The sequence below is a fragment of the Pseudenhygromyxa sp. WMMC2535 genome, assembly GCF_011083025.2.
Window position 1 is genome coordinate 5,648,162 of sequence record NZ_JABJWV010000001.1, and the last position, 17,568, is coordinate 5,665,729.

Below are 17,568 nucleotides of genomic sequence, written 5' to 3' on the forward strand. Positions count from 1 at the left end.
TCCGGGGAGTTCTACCCTACTCGGCCTCGGGCTCGAGGATGCGAAAGCGGTGCGTGGGCTCGAGGGTGAACTCGAAGGCGTCGAGCTCGGTGAGCGCGGCGCGGACCTTGGCGTCGCTCGTGCGCTCGGTGACGATCACCATGTCGATGGCCTCGCCGCGGCTCGGGGTGTCCTGGTTCATGCGCTTGATGCTGACCCCGTGGCGCCCGAGGCTGCTGGCGACCTCGCCGAGCACGCCGGGCACGTTGGGGACGTGCACGCACAGGTAATTTTCGCACTCGAGGGGGTCGAGGGGCCCGGGCTCGACGTCACGGATCTCGCGGAAGGCACCGGGCGGGGGCCCGCCCTCGGAGAAGCCGACGATGTCGCGGCAGACCTCGATGATGTCGGAGACCACGGCGACGCCCGTGGGCATCATCCCCGCGCCGCGGCCGTAGTACATCGACTGGCCGAGGGCGCGGGAGCTGACCTCGACGGCGTTGTAGGCCCCGTGGACCCCGGCGAGCACGTGGTCGCGGGGGACGAAGGTGGGGTGGACGCGGAGGATCGGTCGCTCGCCCCTGAAGTCGGCGATCGCCAGGGACTTGATCACGTAGCCGAGCTCGGCGGCGCAGCGGATGTCGAAGGGGCGCACGCGGGTGATGCCCTCGGTGTGGATCAGCGCAGGATCCACGCGCACGCCGACGCCGACGAGGGCGAGCAGCGCGAGCTTGTGGGCGGCGTCACCGCCCTCGACGTCGAGGGTCGGATCGGCCTCGGCGAAGCCGGCGTCCTGGGCGGCGGTGAGGGCCTCGGCGTAGGGCATGCCCCCGCGAGCCATGGCGTCGAGGATGTAGTTGGAGGTGCCGTTGACGATGCCGACGATCTGGTCGATGCGATCGCTGGCCAGGCCCTCGCGCAGGGCCCGGAGCACCGGGATGCCGCCGGCGACGGAGCCCTCGAAATTGATGTCGAGGCCCTGGCGGCGAGCGAGGCGAAACAGGGCCTCGCCCTGCTCGGCGAGCAGCGCCTTGTTGGCGGTCACCACGTGCTTGCCGGCCTCGAGGGCGCGGCGCACGAAGCTGCGCGCCGGATCGATGCCGCCGATGAGCTCGACGACCACGCGGATCTCGTGGTCCTCGAGGACCGCCGCGGGATCCGTGGTCAGCAGGGCAGGATCGACGTCGAGCTCGCGCTGCTTGTCGAGATCACGGACGAGGATCTGCTTGATCACGGGGCGCGCGCCGATACGGTCGCAGATCGCAGGTCCGTTCTCATCGAGGATGCGCAGCACACCCTGTCCGACGTTGCCGAGGCCGAGCATGCCAATGTGGATGCTGCGCATGCTCGCGGACGGTAGCCGTGGCCCCCGCCAGCGTCAAACCTCGCGTCGCGGCCCCGCCGAGGGGGCTGGCGGCCCAGGTGAATTGGCGCACAGCCGGGGGAGGGGCGCCTGGCTTCGGCGGGTGCGCGTCCTTGGCCAACGCGTTACCCTGCGCGTGCTCATGAGCACGATCGTCTCCGTACACGCCCGCGAGATCCTCGACAGCCGGGGCAACCCCACCGTCGAGGTCGAAGTCACCACCGAATTCGGCAACATGGGCCGCGCTGCCGTCCCCTCCGGGGCGAGCACCGGCGAGCACGAGGCCCACGAGCTGCGCGACGGCGACGCGGCGCGCTACCGCGGCAAGGGCGTGACCCAGGCCGTGACCAACGTCAACGAGACCCTCGCGCCGGCCGTCGAGGGCCTCGAGGTCGCCGACCAGAGCCGGGTGGATCGAGTCCTGCGCGAGATCGACGGGACCGCCAACAAGTCGCGGCTCGGCGCCAACGCGCTGCTGGGGGTGTCCCTGGCCTGCGCCCGGGCGGCGGCCGAGGACGTCGGCCTGCCCCTGTTCCGCTACCTCGGCGGCGCGCGAAGCCAGACCCTGCCCGTCCCCTTGATGAACGTGATCAACGGGGGCGCCCACGCCGACAACAACCTCGACTTCCAGGAGACCATGCTGGTCCCCTTTGGTTTCGACTGCTTCAGCGACGCGCTGCGGGCCGGGGTCGAGATCTTCCACGCGCTCAAGAAGCTGCTCGAGTCCCGGGGCAAGGTCACCGCCGTGGGCGACGAGGGCGGCTTCGCGCCGAGCCTGGGCAGCAACGCCGAGGCCCTCGAGACCCTGATGGAGGCCATCGCCAGCGCCGGCTACAAGCCCGGCGAGCAGATCGGCCTGGCCCTCGACGTGGCCGCGAGCGAGTTCTACGACAAGGCCAAGCAGCGCTACGTGCTCGCCGGCGAGGGCGGGCGCGAGCTCGACGCGGGCGAGATGACCGAGCTCTACGCCGGCCTCGCCGACAAGTACCCGCTGCTGTCGATCGAGGACGGTCTGCACGAGGACGACTGGGCCGGCTGGGCGCAGCTGACCGCGCGCCTCGGCGATCGCGTGCAGCTCGTCGGCGACGACTTGTTCGTGACCAACCCCGAGCGCCTGCGCCGGGGCATCGACGAGGGCGTGGCCAACGCCTTGCTGGTCAAGGTCAACCAGATCGGCACGCTCAGCGAGACTCTCGAGGCCATGCGCATGGCCCATCGCAACGGCTACGCCTGCGTGGTCTCGCACCGCAGCGGAGAGACCGGCGACACCTTCATCGCCGACCTCGCCGTGGCCACCGAGGCCGGGCAGATCAAGACCGGCAGCGCCTCGCGCTCCGATCGCATCGAGAAGTACAACCAGCTGCTGCGTCTCGAGGAGCTCCTGGGCGAGGAGGCCGAGTTCCCCGGCCGCAGGATCTTCGCTCGCTGAGGCGTCATGATCCGCCACCTCGCGTTCGCGTCGCTCATCGCCTTCTTGGCCCCAGCCGCAGCCTCTGACGCCGCGGACGGGCAAGCTTCGGACCACAGCGCGCCCGCTCCGGGCGAGGGTGGGGAGGCCTCCTCCGCAGAGGGGGCCGTGGCGCCCTCTGCGGAGGAGCCTTCGGCCGAGGCGCCCGCGAGCGAGGTGCCGGCCGAGAATGCCGAGCCGGAGGAGGAGGAGGCTGCACGAGACGCGGCGCTGGGGGATGACGAGGGCGCAGGCGATGCCGCTGGCGCCGACCTCGTCGACGCGATCTTGCCTTGCGGCGTGCGCGTGATCGCGGCCCGCGACGCGAGCTTGCCGGTGGCCGCGGTCGTGCTGGCCATCGAGGTCGGGACCCGCGACGACCCCGAGAACCTGCCCGGGCTGGTCCACGCGCTGGCCTATCACCTGCACCAGGGCAACCGCGAGCTCGCCCCGGGCGAGGCCATCGCCACCGCCCACGACGTCGGCGGTCTGGCGTCCATGGCCGTGGGCGCGGCCCAGGTGCGCTTCGAATCGGTGGTCCCGATCTCCCAGCTCGACGCCATGCTCCGCGTCGAGGCCTCGCGCCTGCGCGCGCCCAACATCGGGCGCGAGCTGTGGCTCAAGTCGCTGAGCTACGCGCGCGCCGACGCGCAGCCCCGGGCGCTGGTTCACCGCGAGGTCGCGGCCGCGGCCTGGTCCGATCCAGGCATGGCCCACGACGGCCGCGCGGTCGGCAAGGCCCTGGGCGATATGCTCGACCAGGCCGTGGGCGCCCAGCTCTCGCGGCTCTTCGACTACCGCGCCGCGACCTTGGTGGTGGTCGGCCCCGACGATCCCCAGGCCCTGCTCGCGCGGGTCGAGCCGCTCTTCGCCGACCTCCCCGCGCGCCCTCGCAGGACCATCCCCGGCGCGAGCGCGCCTGCGCCCAAGCCCGGCAGCGCCGGCCCGCGGGTGCACAGGCGCGAGCGCGAGCGCGGCGACACGCTGCTGTGGGCGGTGCCCGGCGACCCCGAGTCGCGGGCCTGGGCGCAGGTGCTGTGTGGGACGATCAATCGTCAGCGCCGCGGCGAGGACGAGTCGGTCAAGGCCAAGGTGCGCTGCACATTCTTCGACGACCCGCGCCGCCCGCTGCTCTCGCTGCGCGCCGTCGGCTACGACCTCGCTCAGGGCCCCGAGCCGATGATCGCCGCGCGCCTGGGCCGAATCCGCGCCGCGGGGGAGCGCGCGGCCGCGGGCGAGCCCAGCGACGAGCCCGAGCTCGACGCGCTGATCGAGGCCCAGCGCGCGCGCATGGAGGCCGACATCGCCTTCGCCCTGCGCACGCCCCTGGAGCTCGCCACCTATCTGTCCTCGGCCGAGGAGGTCAGCCTCCGCGTGGGCAGCTCGCGGCGGCGCAGCGAGGTCGTGCTCGGGCTGCCGGTTTTGGCGCCTGGCGAAGGTGGCCCTGGGGCGGAGGCCGAACCCGCCGACGCCGACCCTGACGCCGACGCGAGCGCGGCGAGGGGGGACGAGGCGAGCGAGGTGGGGGGCGCCGCGGCGGCGGCCCTCATCGAGACCATCCCGAGCCTGCTCGACACCCGCGCGGCCTTGCTGGTCATCGATCCCGAGCACGAGCTGCCCCCTGGGCTCGAGCCCGAGCCCGAGCCAGCCGCGCAGCCCGAGCCAGCCGCACAGACACAGAGCCCCGTGAACACGCAGCCCCAGGAGTCCCAATGAGCGCGAAGGGGCAGCCAGACACGGCGTGCCGGCGCACCGGCGTGCAGCTGCGTGCTCGCGCGCTGACCATCGCTTGTCTGATCGGCGCGACCTTCGGGGGGGGCTGTCGGTGCAAGGGGGAGACCCTCGCGCCGATCGTCTTCGACGAGAACGAGGACCGTGAGCCCATCGATCCCGCCCACGTGCTGGCGCCGCCCTGGCAGGCGCCGGCGATCGCTCAGCTCGACAATGGCGCGCTGCTGCATTGGCTGCGCGAGGTCGACAGCCCTGCCTTTCACCTGCGGGTGCTGCTGCCGACCTCGATCCATGCAGAGCGGCTGACCGCCGCGGAGGTCGCCGTGGCGCTCGAGGCCCTCGAGCTGCGCCTGAGCGCGCGGCTGCGTCGCATTGGTGGGGTGAAGCTCGCTCTCCGCAGTCGCCCGGGTCGGGTCGAGCTCGCGGTCCACGGCCGCGACGTCGACGCGGAGGCCGTGATCGCGGCGGTCGCGGACTCGCTGGCAGATGCCGGTAATCCCAAGCTGCTCTCTGTCGCGCAGGGCAAGGTCTTGGCGGCACGAGCCGAGGTCGAGCCGGCGACTGTGGCGGCGGCGGCCCTGATTGCGACGCTGACGAATCGCCCCCTCGAGCATGAGCTGATCATCAAAGATGGATTGATCGACCTATCCAAGGGGCGAGAGGAGCGCTCGTGGTCATTGCTCACTGATCCTCGAGACGCGACAATTATCGTTCACTCTGGCCTGTCCCTCGAGGATGAGGGAATCGCGCAGTCTGTCGCCTATCTCAGCGAGCGCTGGCACGCGCGCCTGGCCCTGCGGTCGGGTGAGCCTTCAGTCACGGCGCGCCTGCGTGGTCAGGACCACGTGCCGCGCAAGCCCGCGCAGACCTGGCTGATGACCGAGTCCAGCCCCGCGGCGATGTCGGTCTACGCCGGCGAGCCGGGGCGCGGAGGGCGGGGCGAGGTCATGCTCGGCCGGCTGATCCCCACCCCCACGGCCAAGCAGCGCATTTTGATCCGGCTCTGTCAGCGCCTCATGCAAGAGGAGCTCGACGCCCGGCTGATCGACGCCGGCCCAATTAGCGTATTCGCGGTGCGCGTGCGCATTTCGCCAGACGACCCGGTACGAAGCCTGACGCGCATCATCGAGCGCATTCAGGCATTTGGTGGCGAGCTCCACCCCCGCGATCGCGTCGAGCAGGCGGCCCGCTTGTGGCTGGGTGCCCGCGTGGTCGCGGCGAGCCTCCAGGGCGAGGACTGGACCGCGCTATGGAGCGAATCTATCGATCTCGCCAGCGAGGACCGGGAGATCTTCACCGCGTTGGCCCGAGAAGCCGAGGAAATGCTCGCGGTCGAGCCCGAAGATCTTCGTGAGGCTTTTGCGCAATGGTTCGACCCACGCGGGGGCGAGCCCGGGTGGGTGTGGGTCGGCGCAGGCATCGACGAGGCCATGGCGACGAAGCTCGAGGGGCGGATCGAGCTGCTCCGTGTAGAGTGAGCGTTTGCCGCGCTCGGGGCGTGAGGCACCTGCTTTGGGCAATTTTTGCATCGTTTCGATGCATGGGGTGCTCTCACAACGGCGTTTTGGTCGATTTTGTAGCGCTGAACAGACCATTTACAGTGCGCCCCTTGCCCCCTCTCGGCCGAAAATGACACTTGGGTGTGGACAATCGCCGCTGGGCTTCATGCGCCCGTGCGCCGTATTTGCGAGGATGGCCAACAAAATAACGGAACGTGAAGTCAACCCATCCTCGCGGGATGCGGGGGCATTCTCAGGAGAATCTGAGTGTATTATCGGCGTTGCACATGCAGCTTCGAAAGACCCTGCAGGGGCACTCGAGTGCCATTCTCAGCGCGCGTTTCGATCCCGACGGCAAGCGAGTCGTCACCGGATCCCGAGACAAGACCATTTGCTCGTGGTCACTGCGGACCGGGAAGCTGGAACGCCGTCTAGATGCGCATCGGAGAGGGGTGAGCGCGCTGTGTTTCACCCCTGCGGGTGAACTCATCAGCGCGGGCGTGGACGGAGAGATCAAGCGTTGGAGCTGGCCGCGCGGGCGGCTCCTGCACGCATTTTCGGGCCACGAAGGCGCTATCTACACCATGGGTTGCTCCGCCGATGGTCGACTCCTGGCGACCGGTGGCGCCGATGAGACGGTGTGCATTTGGGCGCTCGAAAGCGGCGATCTGCTCCATCGACTCGATGTTGGGCCACGTGGGATGTCCCACGCGTTCTCTGGCGATGGCGAACACCTGGTCACTGGAGAGGGGGGGGACACGCTGCGGTTTTGGTCGCTGGAGGACGGCAGCCTGGCTTGGGAGCAAGTTGCGGGGCCCGGGACCGTTGGCGCATTCGAGACCGATCCCAGCGGTGAATGGGTCGTGTCTCGTGGCTGGCGCGGCCCAGTCACGATTTGGTCGACGAAAACTTGGTCCTACGTCGCCGTACTACCCATCATCGAAAAGGACCTGGGCGGGGCCGCGCTGCGTCCTGGCCATGAGCAGGTCGTCTGCATTTGGGAGGGAGCGATTGGAAGCTTCGACTCCCAGACCGGCAAAGTCCTGGACCAAGATGAGATCCCCACAAAGTCCGTGTATGCGCTCGACCTATCTCGTGACGGTCGTTTTGCGCTGGCCGGCTCCAAAGATGCGCTTGCGCGCGTTTGGGAGCTCTAGCTCGGATTGGGGGCTTCTTTCATCTTTCTTTGTAAAAAACCGGCCGGGGGGCCTTGGCAATTGAGGAACAATGAGGCAAACCAATAGGAAATGAGCGCTCTCTCCGATTTCGAATCCGCTCTCGCTAGCCTCGCTACCACCGCACTCGTTCAACTCGCTTCCGACCGTCCCGGTCTGAGCGTTGGCGATCTTCGCGCGATTTTGGACGAGCACCCCGAGCTGGGTGCTGTGACCCTCGGTGAGGTCGTCGGCGGCGAGCTCAAGAGCAAGTCCAAGGGCAAGGCCAAGGCCAAGGGCAAGGCCAAGGCCGTCGAGGCCAAGAAGGGCGACAAGGCCGGCCGTCGCAAGGGCTGGAATGTGCGTACGGAGCAAGGCCGCGCCGACCTCGACGCCGCCGTCCTCGACGCGCTCAAGGAGCTTGGCGGCCAGGACGTCGCTGCCGAGCAGCTGCGCGACAAGCTCGGCGCCTCCCCGCACCAGCTGCGGACGTCACTCAACCGTCATATTGAGTCTGGCGCCGTGACCTTCACCGGTAAGGCCCGCGGGACCCGCTACTCGCTGGTCTAGTCATTTTGCTGGTCGCTGACCAATGTCCGCCTCCAATGTCTGTCATTGTTGGTCGGACTTGGTCCAAAGTTCAGTAGCGATTGTGTCAGTGGTGGTGATGGTCGTGGTCGTGGTCCGCGTGATCTGCGGAGTCACTGGGTAGGGCGCTACTACAGCAGGGGGCATGTTCGCCATGATCGTGATCATGCCCATGACTATGACCACCCTGCTCCCATAGCCGGCCCAAGAAGCGCCGGGGTCCCTGGCGGACGAGTGAGACCAAGAAGAGCGAGCCGAGTGCCACGGCGCAGATAGTTGCGAATGGCCCGTGCTCGCTCGCTCCTCGTAGTGCGCCGGTCCCAACCTCGAGCATGGGGAAGGTGAGATTGATCGCCCAGCCCATGCCGAGGACCGCGGCCAGCATGGTCCCGACGAAGGCCATGGCGACCTTGCGGCCGTGGAGCTGCTCGAGCACGCCAAAGGTCGTCGCGTTGGTCGCGGGGCCCGTGAGCAAGAAGGCAAGGGCTGCGCCCGGTGACAGGCCGCTGGCGACGAGCACGGCGACCAGGGGCGTCGCTCCGGTCGCGCACACGTAGACGGGCATCCCGATGAGCGCGAACACCAGGACCTGGATGTTTGGCCCAAAGCGGGTCAGGGCGTCGGTGTCCAGCCAGGGCTGAATCATCGCGGCGATCAGCAGCCCCAAGATGATCCACGGGCCAGTGCTGTCGAGGACCTCGCCGTAGCCGACCTGGAGCCCTGCGCGCAGCTTGTGCGCCCAGCCGTGCTGGTCGTGGTCGTGATCGTGATCGTGATCGTGGCTATGGCAGCTACCGCATTGGTCTGAGCACTGATCAGTTTGATCAGTTGATTGATCGGTCGATTGCTCCGCGCTCTCCTGGTCGAGGCGCTTCGCCCAGCGGCCCAGGCCCCAGCCAATGGCGAGGGCGAGCACGAAGGCCATGACGACGCGCAGCAGCGTGAGCTCGCTGCCGAGCAGGGGCAGGGACAAGAGCAGCGCGTCGAGGCCGAGCTCGGGCGTGGCGATCAGGAAGGCCAGGGCCGCCGTCGCTGGGACGCCGCGCTTGATCAACGAGCGATAGACCGGGACCACGCCGCAAGAGCACAGCGGCAGGGGCAGGCCAAAGATCACGCCGCGCAGGGCCTCGCGGGGGGAGGAGCCCTGGCGAAGCCAACGCGCCGGCGCCTCGCCCATGGTCTTGGAGATCAGCCCGGCGAGGCCATAGGCGAGGAGCAGGGCGGGGGCGCTCTCGAGCACCAATGACCAAAAGGCGAGGATGATCTCCTGGTGGTGTCCGTGCTCGTGGCCGTGGCCGTCGCCGCTGAGGTGGGGGAGCACGAAGAGCGCGAGGACCATGGCGAGGCCGGCGAGGCCGCCGAGCCCCGGGAGCAGCGGGTGGGCCTCGGCTCGGTGCGCGCTCGGGCTGCCCACGCCGTGGCTGACCACGTGGAGCAGCAGCCCGCCCACGAAGGCCTGGATCAGGCCAAAGAGCAGCTCGTCCTCGAACACCGGGACGACGCCGACGAGGAAGAAGCCGACGATCGTGGATACGGCGATGGTCGCCAGGGCGAGGCCTGCGGCGCGCTGACCCCCGCGCTCCGGGCCAGTCAGCATCCACCACACGGCGAGGCCCATGGGGACGCGGTGGAGGATCACCGCCCACTCGAGGGCGTGGCCGGAGTTGCCGTGCATGTGGCTCCCGCCCACGGCCATGCCGTCGGTGAGCGCGTGCACGGCCAGGCCGGCGAGGGCGATCCAGGCGGCCGCGGTGTGGGTCTGGCGGCCGCCCAGGCGCGGCTCGAGCAGCCGAGGTAGGAGCAGCCCGGCGACGATCGCCAGCACGCCCATCCAGCCCGCGCCCTCGATGCCTGCCGGGACAATCTCGAGCAGCGCCAGGCCGAGGACGCCGACGACCACGAAGCCGTCGATGAGCGAGAAGATCCGGCTGGCTCGCGTCGCTAGCCAATGCAGCGCCGGCCCGAGGGCGAGGGCGGCGATGCAGGCGATCAGCATCAGCTCACCGTGGGCGTCTACCAGTGACATCTGCCCCACAGCATAGCTTCAGGCGTCACCACCACCGAGCGCCCAGATCAAACGCGCCGATCTCGTGAGCATCACGGCGCGGTCGCATTATGCGAATGAAAGTTGGGGGCCGGGAGGCCCGAAAGAGAGCGCGTGCTCAGATCTTCTCACCGCGGGCGCGGATGTCGGCGAGGACGGCCTCGATGCCGAGCTTGTCGATGATGCGCATGCCCTTGGTGCTGACTCGCAGGCGAACCCAACGCTTCTCGCTGGGCACCCAGTAGCGCTTCCAGTGCAAGTTCGGCAGGCTCCGCTTCTTGGTGCGGATGTGCGAGTGGGACACGTTCATGCCCACCAAGGGGCGCTTGCCGGTTACCTGACAGACTTGCGACATGGTTGGGGCTCCCGAGGGACGCGGACAGTGGATCACTGAGGAGGAACTGTCAAGGGCGCGCGGCGAGGCCGGCCCGGCGCCCCTCAGGGTATGCGTGAGTGACGCGTAAGTCCGATGATGCCCTACAGACAGGCTACTGGGTGATTTATAAAATTTAAAACGTGTTCTATTGAAAGCCGGATGGGCTAGGCTAAGGCCTCGTCATGAAGCGTGAGCGCATCCTCTCCATCACCTTGATCGCCCCTTTTGGGCTCATGACCGCCTGTTCTGGCGATCTCTCCGGCGACGGCGACGACGTGGACGACGCAGCTGACGCGACCAGCGCTGAAGGCGGGAGCGGAGACGAGCTCGGCGACACGGGCGAGACGGACGCGGGTGAAGACGGGGACGAGCCGGGGGACAACCCCAGCTGCGCCTACACGAGCCCCTTCACCAGCCAGCCCGAGTGCCGCGACTACCTCGGCTCGGCGTGGACCGAGGCGGACGTGAGCGCGGACTGCTCGGGCGTCTCGGGCAGCTTGGATCTCGAGCAGGGCTGCGCGACCGCGGGCGCCCTCGGCGTCTGCGTCCTCGACGGGGGCACCGAGTGGGAGGTCGAGACCGTGATCTACGGCAGCGACGCGGGGCTGTGCGAGACCCAGGCCCTGGGCTGCGAGACCTTTGGCGGCGGGGTCTGGCAGCCGGCGGAGATCTGCGAGGGCAGCGGCGAGACCGGCGGGGACTCGGGCGGCGACGAGGACGTGTTCATTCAGCCCTACCTGGACTGCCGCGAGCCGCTCGAGGGCGAGCCCGAGGGCCAGAGCGAGGGCGGGCAGGTCTGCACCTGGCAGGCGGTCTCGGCGAGCACCGAGGAGGGCCGGCGCTTCGTCGACTACGGCGACTGCGAGGTGATCTACAGCCAGCGCCCCTACTACGCCGTGGCGACCGCGCCGATCCCCGAGGAGCCGGATCCGCGCCTCGACGACCCCGAGTACATGGCCGAGCTCGACTGGGTGCGCGAGCAGATCGAGGCCAGCGCGTGCGCGTGCTGCCACTCGACCGAGGTCGCGCCGAATGGGACCTCGAATTGGTACGTGGAGGCGCCCAACAATTGGATGAACTCCTTTTACGACACCGGCCTGGCGCTCGGCGCTGGCTGGGTCGACTCGACCTCTTTTGGCGCCTACGACCCCGAAGACAACAATGGCTTCGATCGCATCAATTCGGGGATCCCGAGCACGGACCCCGAGCGAATGGTGGCCTTCTTCATGGCCGAGCTCGAGTATCGCGGGCTCGGGGCCGAGGACTTCGTCGACGCCGAGGCCTTTGGCGGGCCGCTCTATCAGCAGCTGATCTACGAGCCCGAGGCCTGCGCCAACGGGGAGGGCGTGGGCGTGGACGGGACGATCACCTGGACCGGCGGCACGGCGCGCTACATCTACGTGCTCGAGGCCGAGAGCGGCAACCCGACGGTGCCGCCCAACCTCGACCTCCCCGACGGGACCTTGTGGCGCGTCGACGTGCCCTGGCAAGACGGCGAGCCCGTGGCCAGCGGCGAGCTCGTCTACGGTGAGCTGCCCGCGGGCCTGAGCCAGCGCTACCCCGCCGACGACGCGCCGACGGGCCTGGTCCCGGGGCAGACCTACTACCTCTACGTGACCAAGGACGTCGGCGTCCCGCTGACGCGCTGCTTGTTCGAGTACTGATCGCACTCGCGCCGCGCCCGATTGCTCGAGCGCGGCGCGGGACCCCTCGTCTCGGGCGCAGCCGGGGCTCAGCTGGCCGCCGACTCCTCGTCGGCGAGCAGGCGCAGCCAGCCCTCGTGGAGCTCGAGCGGCTGGGTGGGCAGCACGGCGCTGTCGGGCAGCGTGCCGACCTCGCTGACGGACCAGCCGTCGGGGCCCGAGGCCGGCTGCTCGCGCCGCGTCCACGCCCAGTCGAAGCGCTCGAGGCCGGGGACCGGCATGGCCTTGGTCTTGGGATCGAGGAGCACCGGCCCGACCTTGAAGGTCGGGGCGATGCGCCCGAGCGCGTCCTCGTACTGCGTGCGATCGAGCATGATGCGCTTGCGCGGGAGCAGGCCCGTGGTCGCGTGGACGCCGGCGTGGGGATCCATGAGCAAGACCAGCTCGACGTCCTCGCTGGGCGCGAGGTCCACAGTGGGGTCGTTCTGGATGAAGTCGTGGGTGATCGGCTGGGTCGTCGCTTCGACGTCGGCGCTGCCCAGGCGCGGGCGGGCGTGGGTCAAGACCGCGTCGTGGGGCGGGTGGAAGTGCATGAAGTCCTCGACGTCGATGTCGGTGTCGCCTTTGGCCTCGGCCTGGATCTTGTTCTTGATCTCGTAGTAACCGAACAGGCCGTCCTCGAACTGCGTGAGTGAGCCCAGGCGAGCCTCGATGCCGCGGGGCCGAGTCGTCATCTCGGCCGGGGGACGGATCTCGAGGCGAGCGCGGGCCCGCACGACGGCGACCGGTCGCCCGACCAGGGTCGCAATGAACTCGTTGCGCCCGACCTTGCGATCGACCGTGTCCTGGACCGTATCGATGGCGCGGATCATCGCACTCAGGGCGCTCTCATCGGGCGCCGGCGCGCCGGTCAGCGCGGCGTCGGCGATCGCCTTGTTGTAGCGGAGGATGCCCCGGATGACGCCGCGCAAGAAGGGGTTGTCGATGCTCGCGGCCTCGTCGCCCAGGCGCGGCTCGACGCCGGGCGCGGGATCCCAGACCACGTAGAGGTCCTGCTTGTTGGCGATGTCCGCCTCGCTGAGCCCAAATTTGCCGCGGTGGCGGATCTGTCCGAGGGCGCGGCCGCGGTTGTCGAACACCTCGATGGCGTGCTCGATGTGATCGGGCAGCAGGTAGCCGCAGATTGGAGACAGCCAGGGGCGCGCGTCCTCGGGATCGGCCTTGGGCAGCGTCTCGGCGTCCATGAAGCGAAAGTGGAGCTTGGCCAGGTAGGGCAGGCGCGGACGCAAGAGCATGCGCTGCTCGGCGGCGTCGTTCCGGCGCGAGCCCGGGGCCCAGTCGTCGTGGGCGACCTTCTTGCGCTCGAACTTGTGGGTCTGGCCAAAGGTGTCGACCACGCGCACGCGGGTCAGGCGGAGCCGGCCGGCGTGGGTCGAGGCCTCGGTCGCGGCGGTCTCGTCGATGTCGGGGATCGAGAACCCGAGCACGTCGAGCTGACGCAGGTGCTGGGCGACGGTCTCGGCCTTGGCGGCCAGCTCCTGATCCCCGCTCGCCGCGTCCCTGATCGCCTCGGCCATGGTCTCGGCCGCGGCGGGGGTCGGGAAGGCCCGGCCCTCGTAGGTGCGGCTCTTGTCGTTGGACAAAATATTCGCATGCGAGGGGATGAGCTCGTGCTCGACGTCGCCGAGGACCCAGTTGTCGGTCAGGTTCTGGTCGCGCCCGGAGGCGGCCTCGAACTTGGCCTCGTACTCGGCGATGATCGGCGACCACACGCGATCGTTGAACTTGATGGCGATCGGGCTGGGCAGATCCTTGCCAAAGCCGAGCAGCGCGTCGATGGCCTCGTCGTCGACGTTGGGGTGGCTGCGGGTCCGCCACATCTCGCAGTGGGTCTCGAACACGTCGTCGGGCGCGACCTTGGCGCTCGCGCTGCTGGTCCAGACCTTGCTCATGCGCCGCTTGTTGGTCGGATCGAGCAGCGCCGTCTCGCTGACGAGCTCGTCGATCGCCGGGCGCAGCTCCTCGCCGAGCTGGGCGAGGAAGGGGCCGGTGAACACCAGGTCCTCGCCGCGGATGGGCTCGCGCACGGCCCCGTCCTGAGGCAGGAAGTAGGACCACAGCAAGCTGATGTCGTTGACGTCGACGCCCTGGCCGCTGAGTCGGCAGCTCAGGCGACCGTCGGGATCGAAGCGCCCGTCCTTGCCGTGGCGAAGGCCCCGGGACGCGCCCTCGAGCAGGACGATGGGATCGGCTGGCCGCCACCAGCGGATCGCTGGATCCTCGACGATGCGCTGCTCTCGGGCGTCCCACTGCTGCTTGACGACGAGCGCGGAGGGCGAGGTGCCGGCGATGGCCTGGCCGGCCGTGATCTGGCCGAGGTAGCGCATCGCCACGCGCTGGCCCTCGGCGGCCGGGCGCATCTCGACGAGGTCCACGGGCTCGTCGCCGCCGAGCCAGCGGCTGCGATCTTCGGACTGGTCGACCGCGAGCCCGACGCCCGGGCGCTCGGCGTCCGCGGGGATCGCCACGGGCTCGCCCTCGAGCAGGGCGGGGACCAAGACGAGCTTGCGGGTGCGCGGCCCGTCGTCATCGACGTGGCTCGGGTCGAAGCTGTCTTGGTGGAGCAGCTGAGGCAGGCGCTCGGCGCCCGAGGCCGAGCTCAGGCGGCTCTGGAGCCCGGCGTGGAGGGCCTCGAGCACGGCCTTCTTGGCCGAGGTCGAGCCGCTATAGTCCTGCGAGAGCTCATCGGCGATCGCCGAGGCGTAGGACGAGCCGAGCACGGCCTCGCTGGACTCGCCCTCGTCGATGATGCCCAGGCTCGCGCCGACGTAGATGCCCTCGCTGCCCTTGACGCCCACGCCGAGCACCGCGCCGTGGCAGACGATGCGGCTGGGCGCGGGCGTGCGCATGAGCTGGCCGGGGACGATGTCGAGCAGGCTCGAGTCGCGCTCGATGCCGAGGTTGGTGTCGGCCAGGGCGCCGAGCAGCTCGTGCTGGGAGATGCCCGCGACGAGCGAGCCCTGGCTCGCGCGGGTGACGAGCTTGGACACGGCGGCGGCGCGGCTGCTGGTTGCGAGCTTGCGATCGACGGCGAGCTCGGTCCTGGCGGTGCTCGTGGTGGTCTGCTTGCTCGGCGTGGCGACGACCACGTCGGTGGCGCGCTCGCGCAGGCGCTGCTGCTGGGCGCGGCGCATGAGCAGCGCCTGACGATCGCGGACCAGCTTGGCCTTGGAGCCGGCCATGGCCGCCAGCTTGGCGCTGCGCAGGCTCGCGGCCTTGTTGAGGGTGGTCGTGCCGCCGAGCAGCTTGGGGCCGGACTTGGTGGTTGTCGCGGCGCGCGTGCGGGTGCTCGCGGCGTCGAGCTGCTCGGTGCGCGCGGCGAGCTGCTGGGTCAGCGCGCGGCCCTGGCCGATGGCGAGGTCGAAGCCCTCGGCGCCGACGCGCACGATGTCGGGCTGGCGGTGGCGCAGGCCGATGTCGGGCTGATTGAACACGTCGGTGGGCAGCTCGGGGACGTCGTCGAAGACGCCGCCGGGCAGGGGATCGTACTCGTCGGGCAGGCCTCCGCCCGGGCCGGGGTTGATCAGCTCGTCGAGGAGATCGTCGGGGTTGATCTCGTGGACCAGCTCCTCGATCTCGGTGATGTACTCGCGCAGGTCCTCGATCTGCGGCATCTGCTCGAAGAGCTCGGGCAAGGTCTGGCCCTTGGGCTCGCGGTAGGTCCAGTTGAAGGCCTCGAGCAGCTGGCGGCGGGCGGAGGCGGTGCCGGCGGCGTAGAGGGGGTCCTCGTCGGGGTCGTGGTACCAGCCGACGACCATGTACGAGACCGGGCCTTCGCCCTGCTCGAGGTCGCTGAGCGAGTCGTGGATACCAAAGCGGTTGCGAGCGTTGGGGTAGTAGGCCGCCCACATCGGCCCCGGCGCGGCCTCGGCGGGGGCCGGCTCGGGGAACTCGCCGGTGTTGCGATCTTGGAAGCCCGAGGCGGTCAGCCGCTCGGGGCGATCGTCGCGCTGCTCGATGACCTTGGCGAGGCTGTCGATGGGCGTGCCGAGGCTGCCCTCGCCGCGCAGCTGCTCGAGCAGGCTCTCGATCACGCTTTGGCTGCCGGGGGCGAGCTGCCAGTCGTTGGCCTGGGCCTGGGCGATCAGCTGGACGGCTTGGGGGGAGGCCTGGGCCTCGAGCGTGGCCTTGGTCTTGGCCTGGCTCATCACCGAGCTGAGCACCTTCTTGTCGGCGGCGCTGATGGTGACCTGCTTGCCGCCCGCGCGCATGCCCAGGGGGTATTCGAACACCGGCGTGCTCGGGAGCTGGGTCGTGGACTCGCTCGGCCCCTGGAGCACGTACTTGCGCCCCGAGATCGAGTCGACGGCCCAGACCACCAGCCTGCGCTTGGCCTGGCCGTCTTTGGCCGGGGGCAGGTAGCGGATCACCAGCCACAGATCCGGGACCGAGAAGAACTCGGTGCGTTGACCGTCGACGCTCTCGTGGGCCTGGCACAGCGCGTCGGGCAGGGCCCAGTGCAGGTGCACGCCGACCTCGAGGCCGAGGGGCGCCGACTGAAAGAGCGCGTCGGGGTTGCCGGCGACGATCGCCGGGGCCCAGCCGTCGTTGGAGCCGGACACGGTCTTGGCGGAGCGCTTGTCGACGACGATGGCGTCGAGGTGGATGGGGACCTTGATCACCTTGGCCATCAGGAGTTCTCCTCGTTGAGCTGAGCGGTGAGAAATTGCATGCCCTCGTCGATCGCGGCGGCGACGGCCTGGGTGACGTCGACCTGAGCGCCGAGCACCGGGGAGACCACGAGGTCGTGCTCGATCGCGGCGGCGATGCGCGGCACGGCGACGGCGATCTGCTGCCACATCAGCGTGTTGCTCTGCGGCGGATCGTCGGGATAGTGGTTGCTGGAGCTCGTGCGAAACGGCTGAATGAAGGGCATCTGCTGGAGCGCCAGGGATACGTGGCGCGAGTCGGCGGTGGTCCCGAGCTCGGTCGTGAGCTGGCTAGCGAGCGCGCTGATGTCGAGCACGCCCTCGGCCTTTCCGCTGCGATACTGGACGTTGATCTCGACGTCCTCGAGCGCCTCTCCCGTGGCCAGGCTGCGCGGCTCGACGTAGCGCCGCCCGGCCTCGTCGTTGACCCCGTACTGCACGCCGTGCTTGGGCTCCTCGAGCGCGAGGTAGTTGGGGACGCCGTGCCAGAGCACGAGCAGGATGCTCTCGGAGATCCGGCTGATCCGCAGGTTGCGGCGGCGGTTGGCGGCGTTCGGCGTGCCCAGGCGGGGGTTGGCCAGCTTGTGCGCGCGGATCTCCATCCGCGGCCAGCGGCGGACCAGGGTCGAGCGCAGCAGCATGCCCGTGATGTATTCGCCCTTGGGGACCGTGTCGGCGTCGAGGCGGCTGCGCGCGGCCGCGGCCACGTCGCGGGCGAGCTCGAGCTCGCCGTTGCTGATCGCCCCGGCCGCGAACGCGCCGTCGACCAGGCGATCGGTCCACGTGCGATCGATATAGAAGAAGCGCGCGCTCTCGGGCGGGAGCATGCGCGCGTCGGGGACGATGTAGTGGAAGGGCACGTGCTCGAGCAGGCGCAGCCCGACCAGCCAGCGCTGGAGGTCGTCGGGGAGCTCGCGGGGGAGGGTCTCGCTGCCCCCGAGCTGGGACTGGACGAGCGCGCCGACCGGGACGCGTGCGCCCTGGTGCGTGTCCATCACGGTGGACGAGCTGGGGTAGAAGTCGTTCTTGGCCATG

The 17,568-nt window shown here is 69.6% G+C and carries 11 protein-coding genes; 6 read left to right on the forward strand and 5 right to left on the reverse strand.

All coding sequences use genetic code 11. From position 1 onward, the window contains the following. Positions 1-16: 16 nt before the first annotated feature. Positions 17-1,324, reverse strand: coding sequence for a homoserine dehydrogenase (locus tag G6O69_RS22225; RefSeq protein WP_172305512.1), 1,308 nt, complete (start codon positions 1,322-1,324; stop codon positions 17-19). Positions 1,325-1,484: 160 nt separating this feature from the next. Here G6O69_RS22225 and eno point away from each other — a divergent pair, with 160 nt between their 5' ends. The 5 genes from eno (at position 1,485) to G6O69_RS22250 (ending at position 7,743) form a co-directional block, all read left to right on the forward strand. Beyond that, positions 1,485-2,771, forward strand: coding sequence for a phosphopyruvate hydratase (eno, locus tag G6O69_RS22230; RefSeq protein ID WP_172305513.1), 1,287 nt, complete (start codon positions 1,485-1,487; stop codon positions 2,769-2,771). A 6-nt stretch (positions 2,772-2,777) separates the two neighbouring features. After that, complete coding sequence (locus G6O69_RS22235; protein WP_176397024.1) at positions 2,778-4,505, forward strand: insulinase family protein; 1,728 nt, start codon at positions 2,778-2,780, stop codon at positions 4,503-4,505. Beyond that, entirely contained in the window at positions 4,502-5,998 is a 1,497-nt protein-coding gene (locus tag G6O69_RS22240) for a hypothetical protein (RefSeq protein ID WP_172305515.1), read from the forward strand. The genes G6O69_RS22235 and G6O69_RS22240 overlap by 4 nt, the downstream gene beginning before the upstream one ends. A gap of 308 nt (positions 5,999-6,306) precedes the next feature. Further along, a complete protein-coding gene (locus G6O69_RS22245) occupies positions 6,307-7,176 on the forward strand; it encodes a WD40 repeat domain-containing protein (RefSeq protein WP_172305516.1) in 870 nt (289 codons plus the stop codon). 201 nt (positions 7,177-7,377) lie between these two features. After that, entirely contained in the window at positions 7,378-7,743 is a 366-nt protein-coding gene (locus G6O69_RS22250; protein WP_172305517.1) for a hypothetical protein, read from the forward strand. Between the two features lie 85 nt (positions 7,744-7,828). Here G6O69_RS22250 and G6O69_RS22255 read toward each other — a convergent pair whose 3' ends face one another. Together G6O69_RS22255 and rpmB are read right to left on the reverse strand one after the other, a co-directional pair. Further along, entirely contained in the window at positions 7,829-9,787 is a 1,959-nt protein-coding gene (locus G6O69_RS22255) for a permease (RefSeq protein WP_172305518.1), read from the reverse strand. A 136-nt stretch (positions 9,788-9,923) separates the two neighbouring features. Further along, entirely contained in the window at positions 9,924-10,160 is a 237-nt protein-coding gene (gene rpmB / locus G6O69_RS22260; protein ID WP_172305519.1) for a 50S ribosomal protein L28, read from the reverse strand. A 203-nt stretch (positions 10,161-10,363) separates the two neighbouring features. Between rpmB and G6O69_RS22265 the strand changes: the two genes are divergently transcribed. Continuing rightward, positions 10,364-11,845, forward strand: coding sequence for a hypothetical protein (locus tag G6O69_RS22265; RefSeq protein WP_172305520.1), 1,482 nt, complete (start codon positions 10,364-10,366; stop codon positions 11,843-11,845). A gap of 68 nt (positions 11,846-11,913) precedes the next feature. On the opposite strand, the gene G6O69_RS22270 is transcribed toward G6O69_RS22265, so the two are convergent. Next, complete coding sequence (locus tag G6O69_RS22270; protein ID WP_172305521.1) at positions 11,914-16,515, reverse strand: hypothetical protein; 4,602 nt, start codon at positions 16,513-16,515, stop codon at positions 11,914-11,916. After that, positions 16,515-17,567 carry a hypothetical protein gene (locus tag G6O69_RS22275; protein WP_172305522.1) on the reverse strand — a complete coding sequence of 351 codons (1,053 nt, stop codon included), beginning with the start codon at positions 17,565-17,567 and terminating at the stop codon, positions 16,515-16,517. The genes G6O69_RS22270 and G6O69_RS22275 overlap by 1 nt, the downstream gene beginning before the upstream one ends. Between the last annotated feature and the right edge of the window lies 1 nt (position 17,568).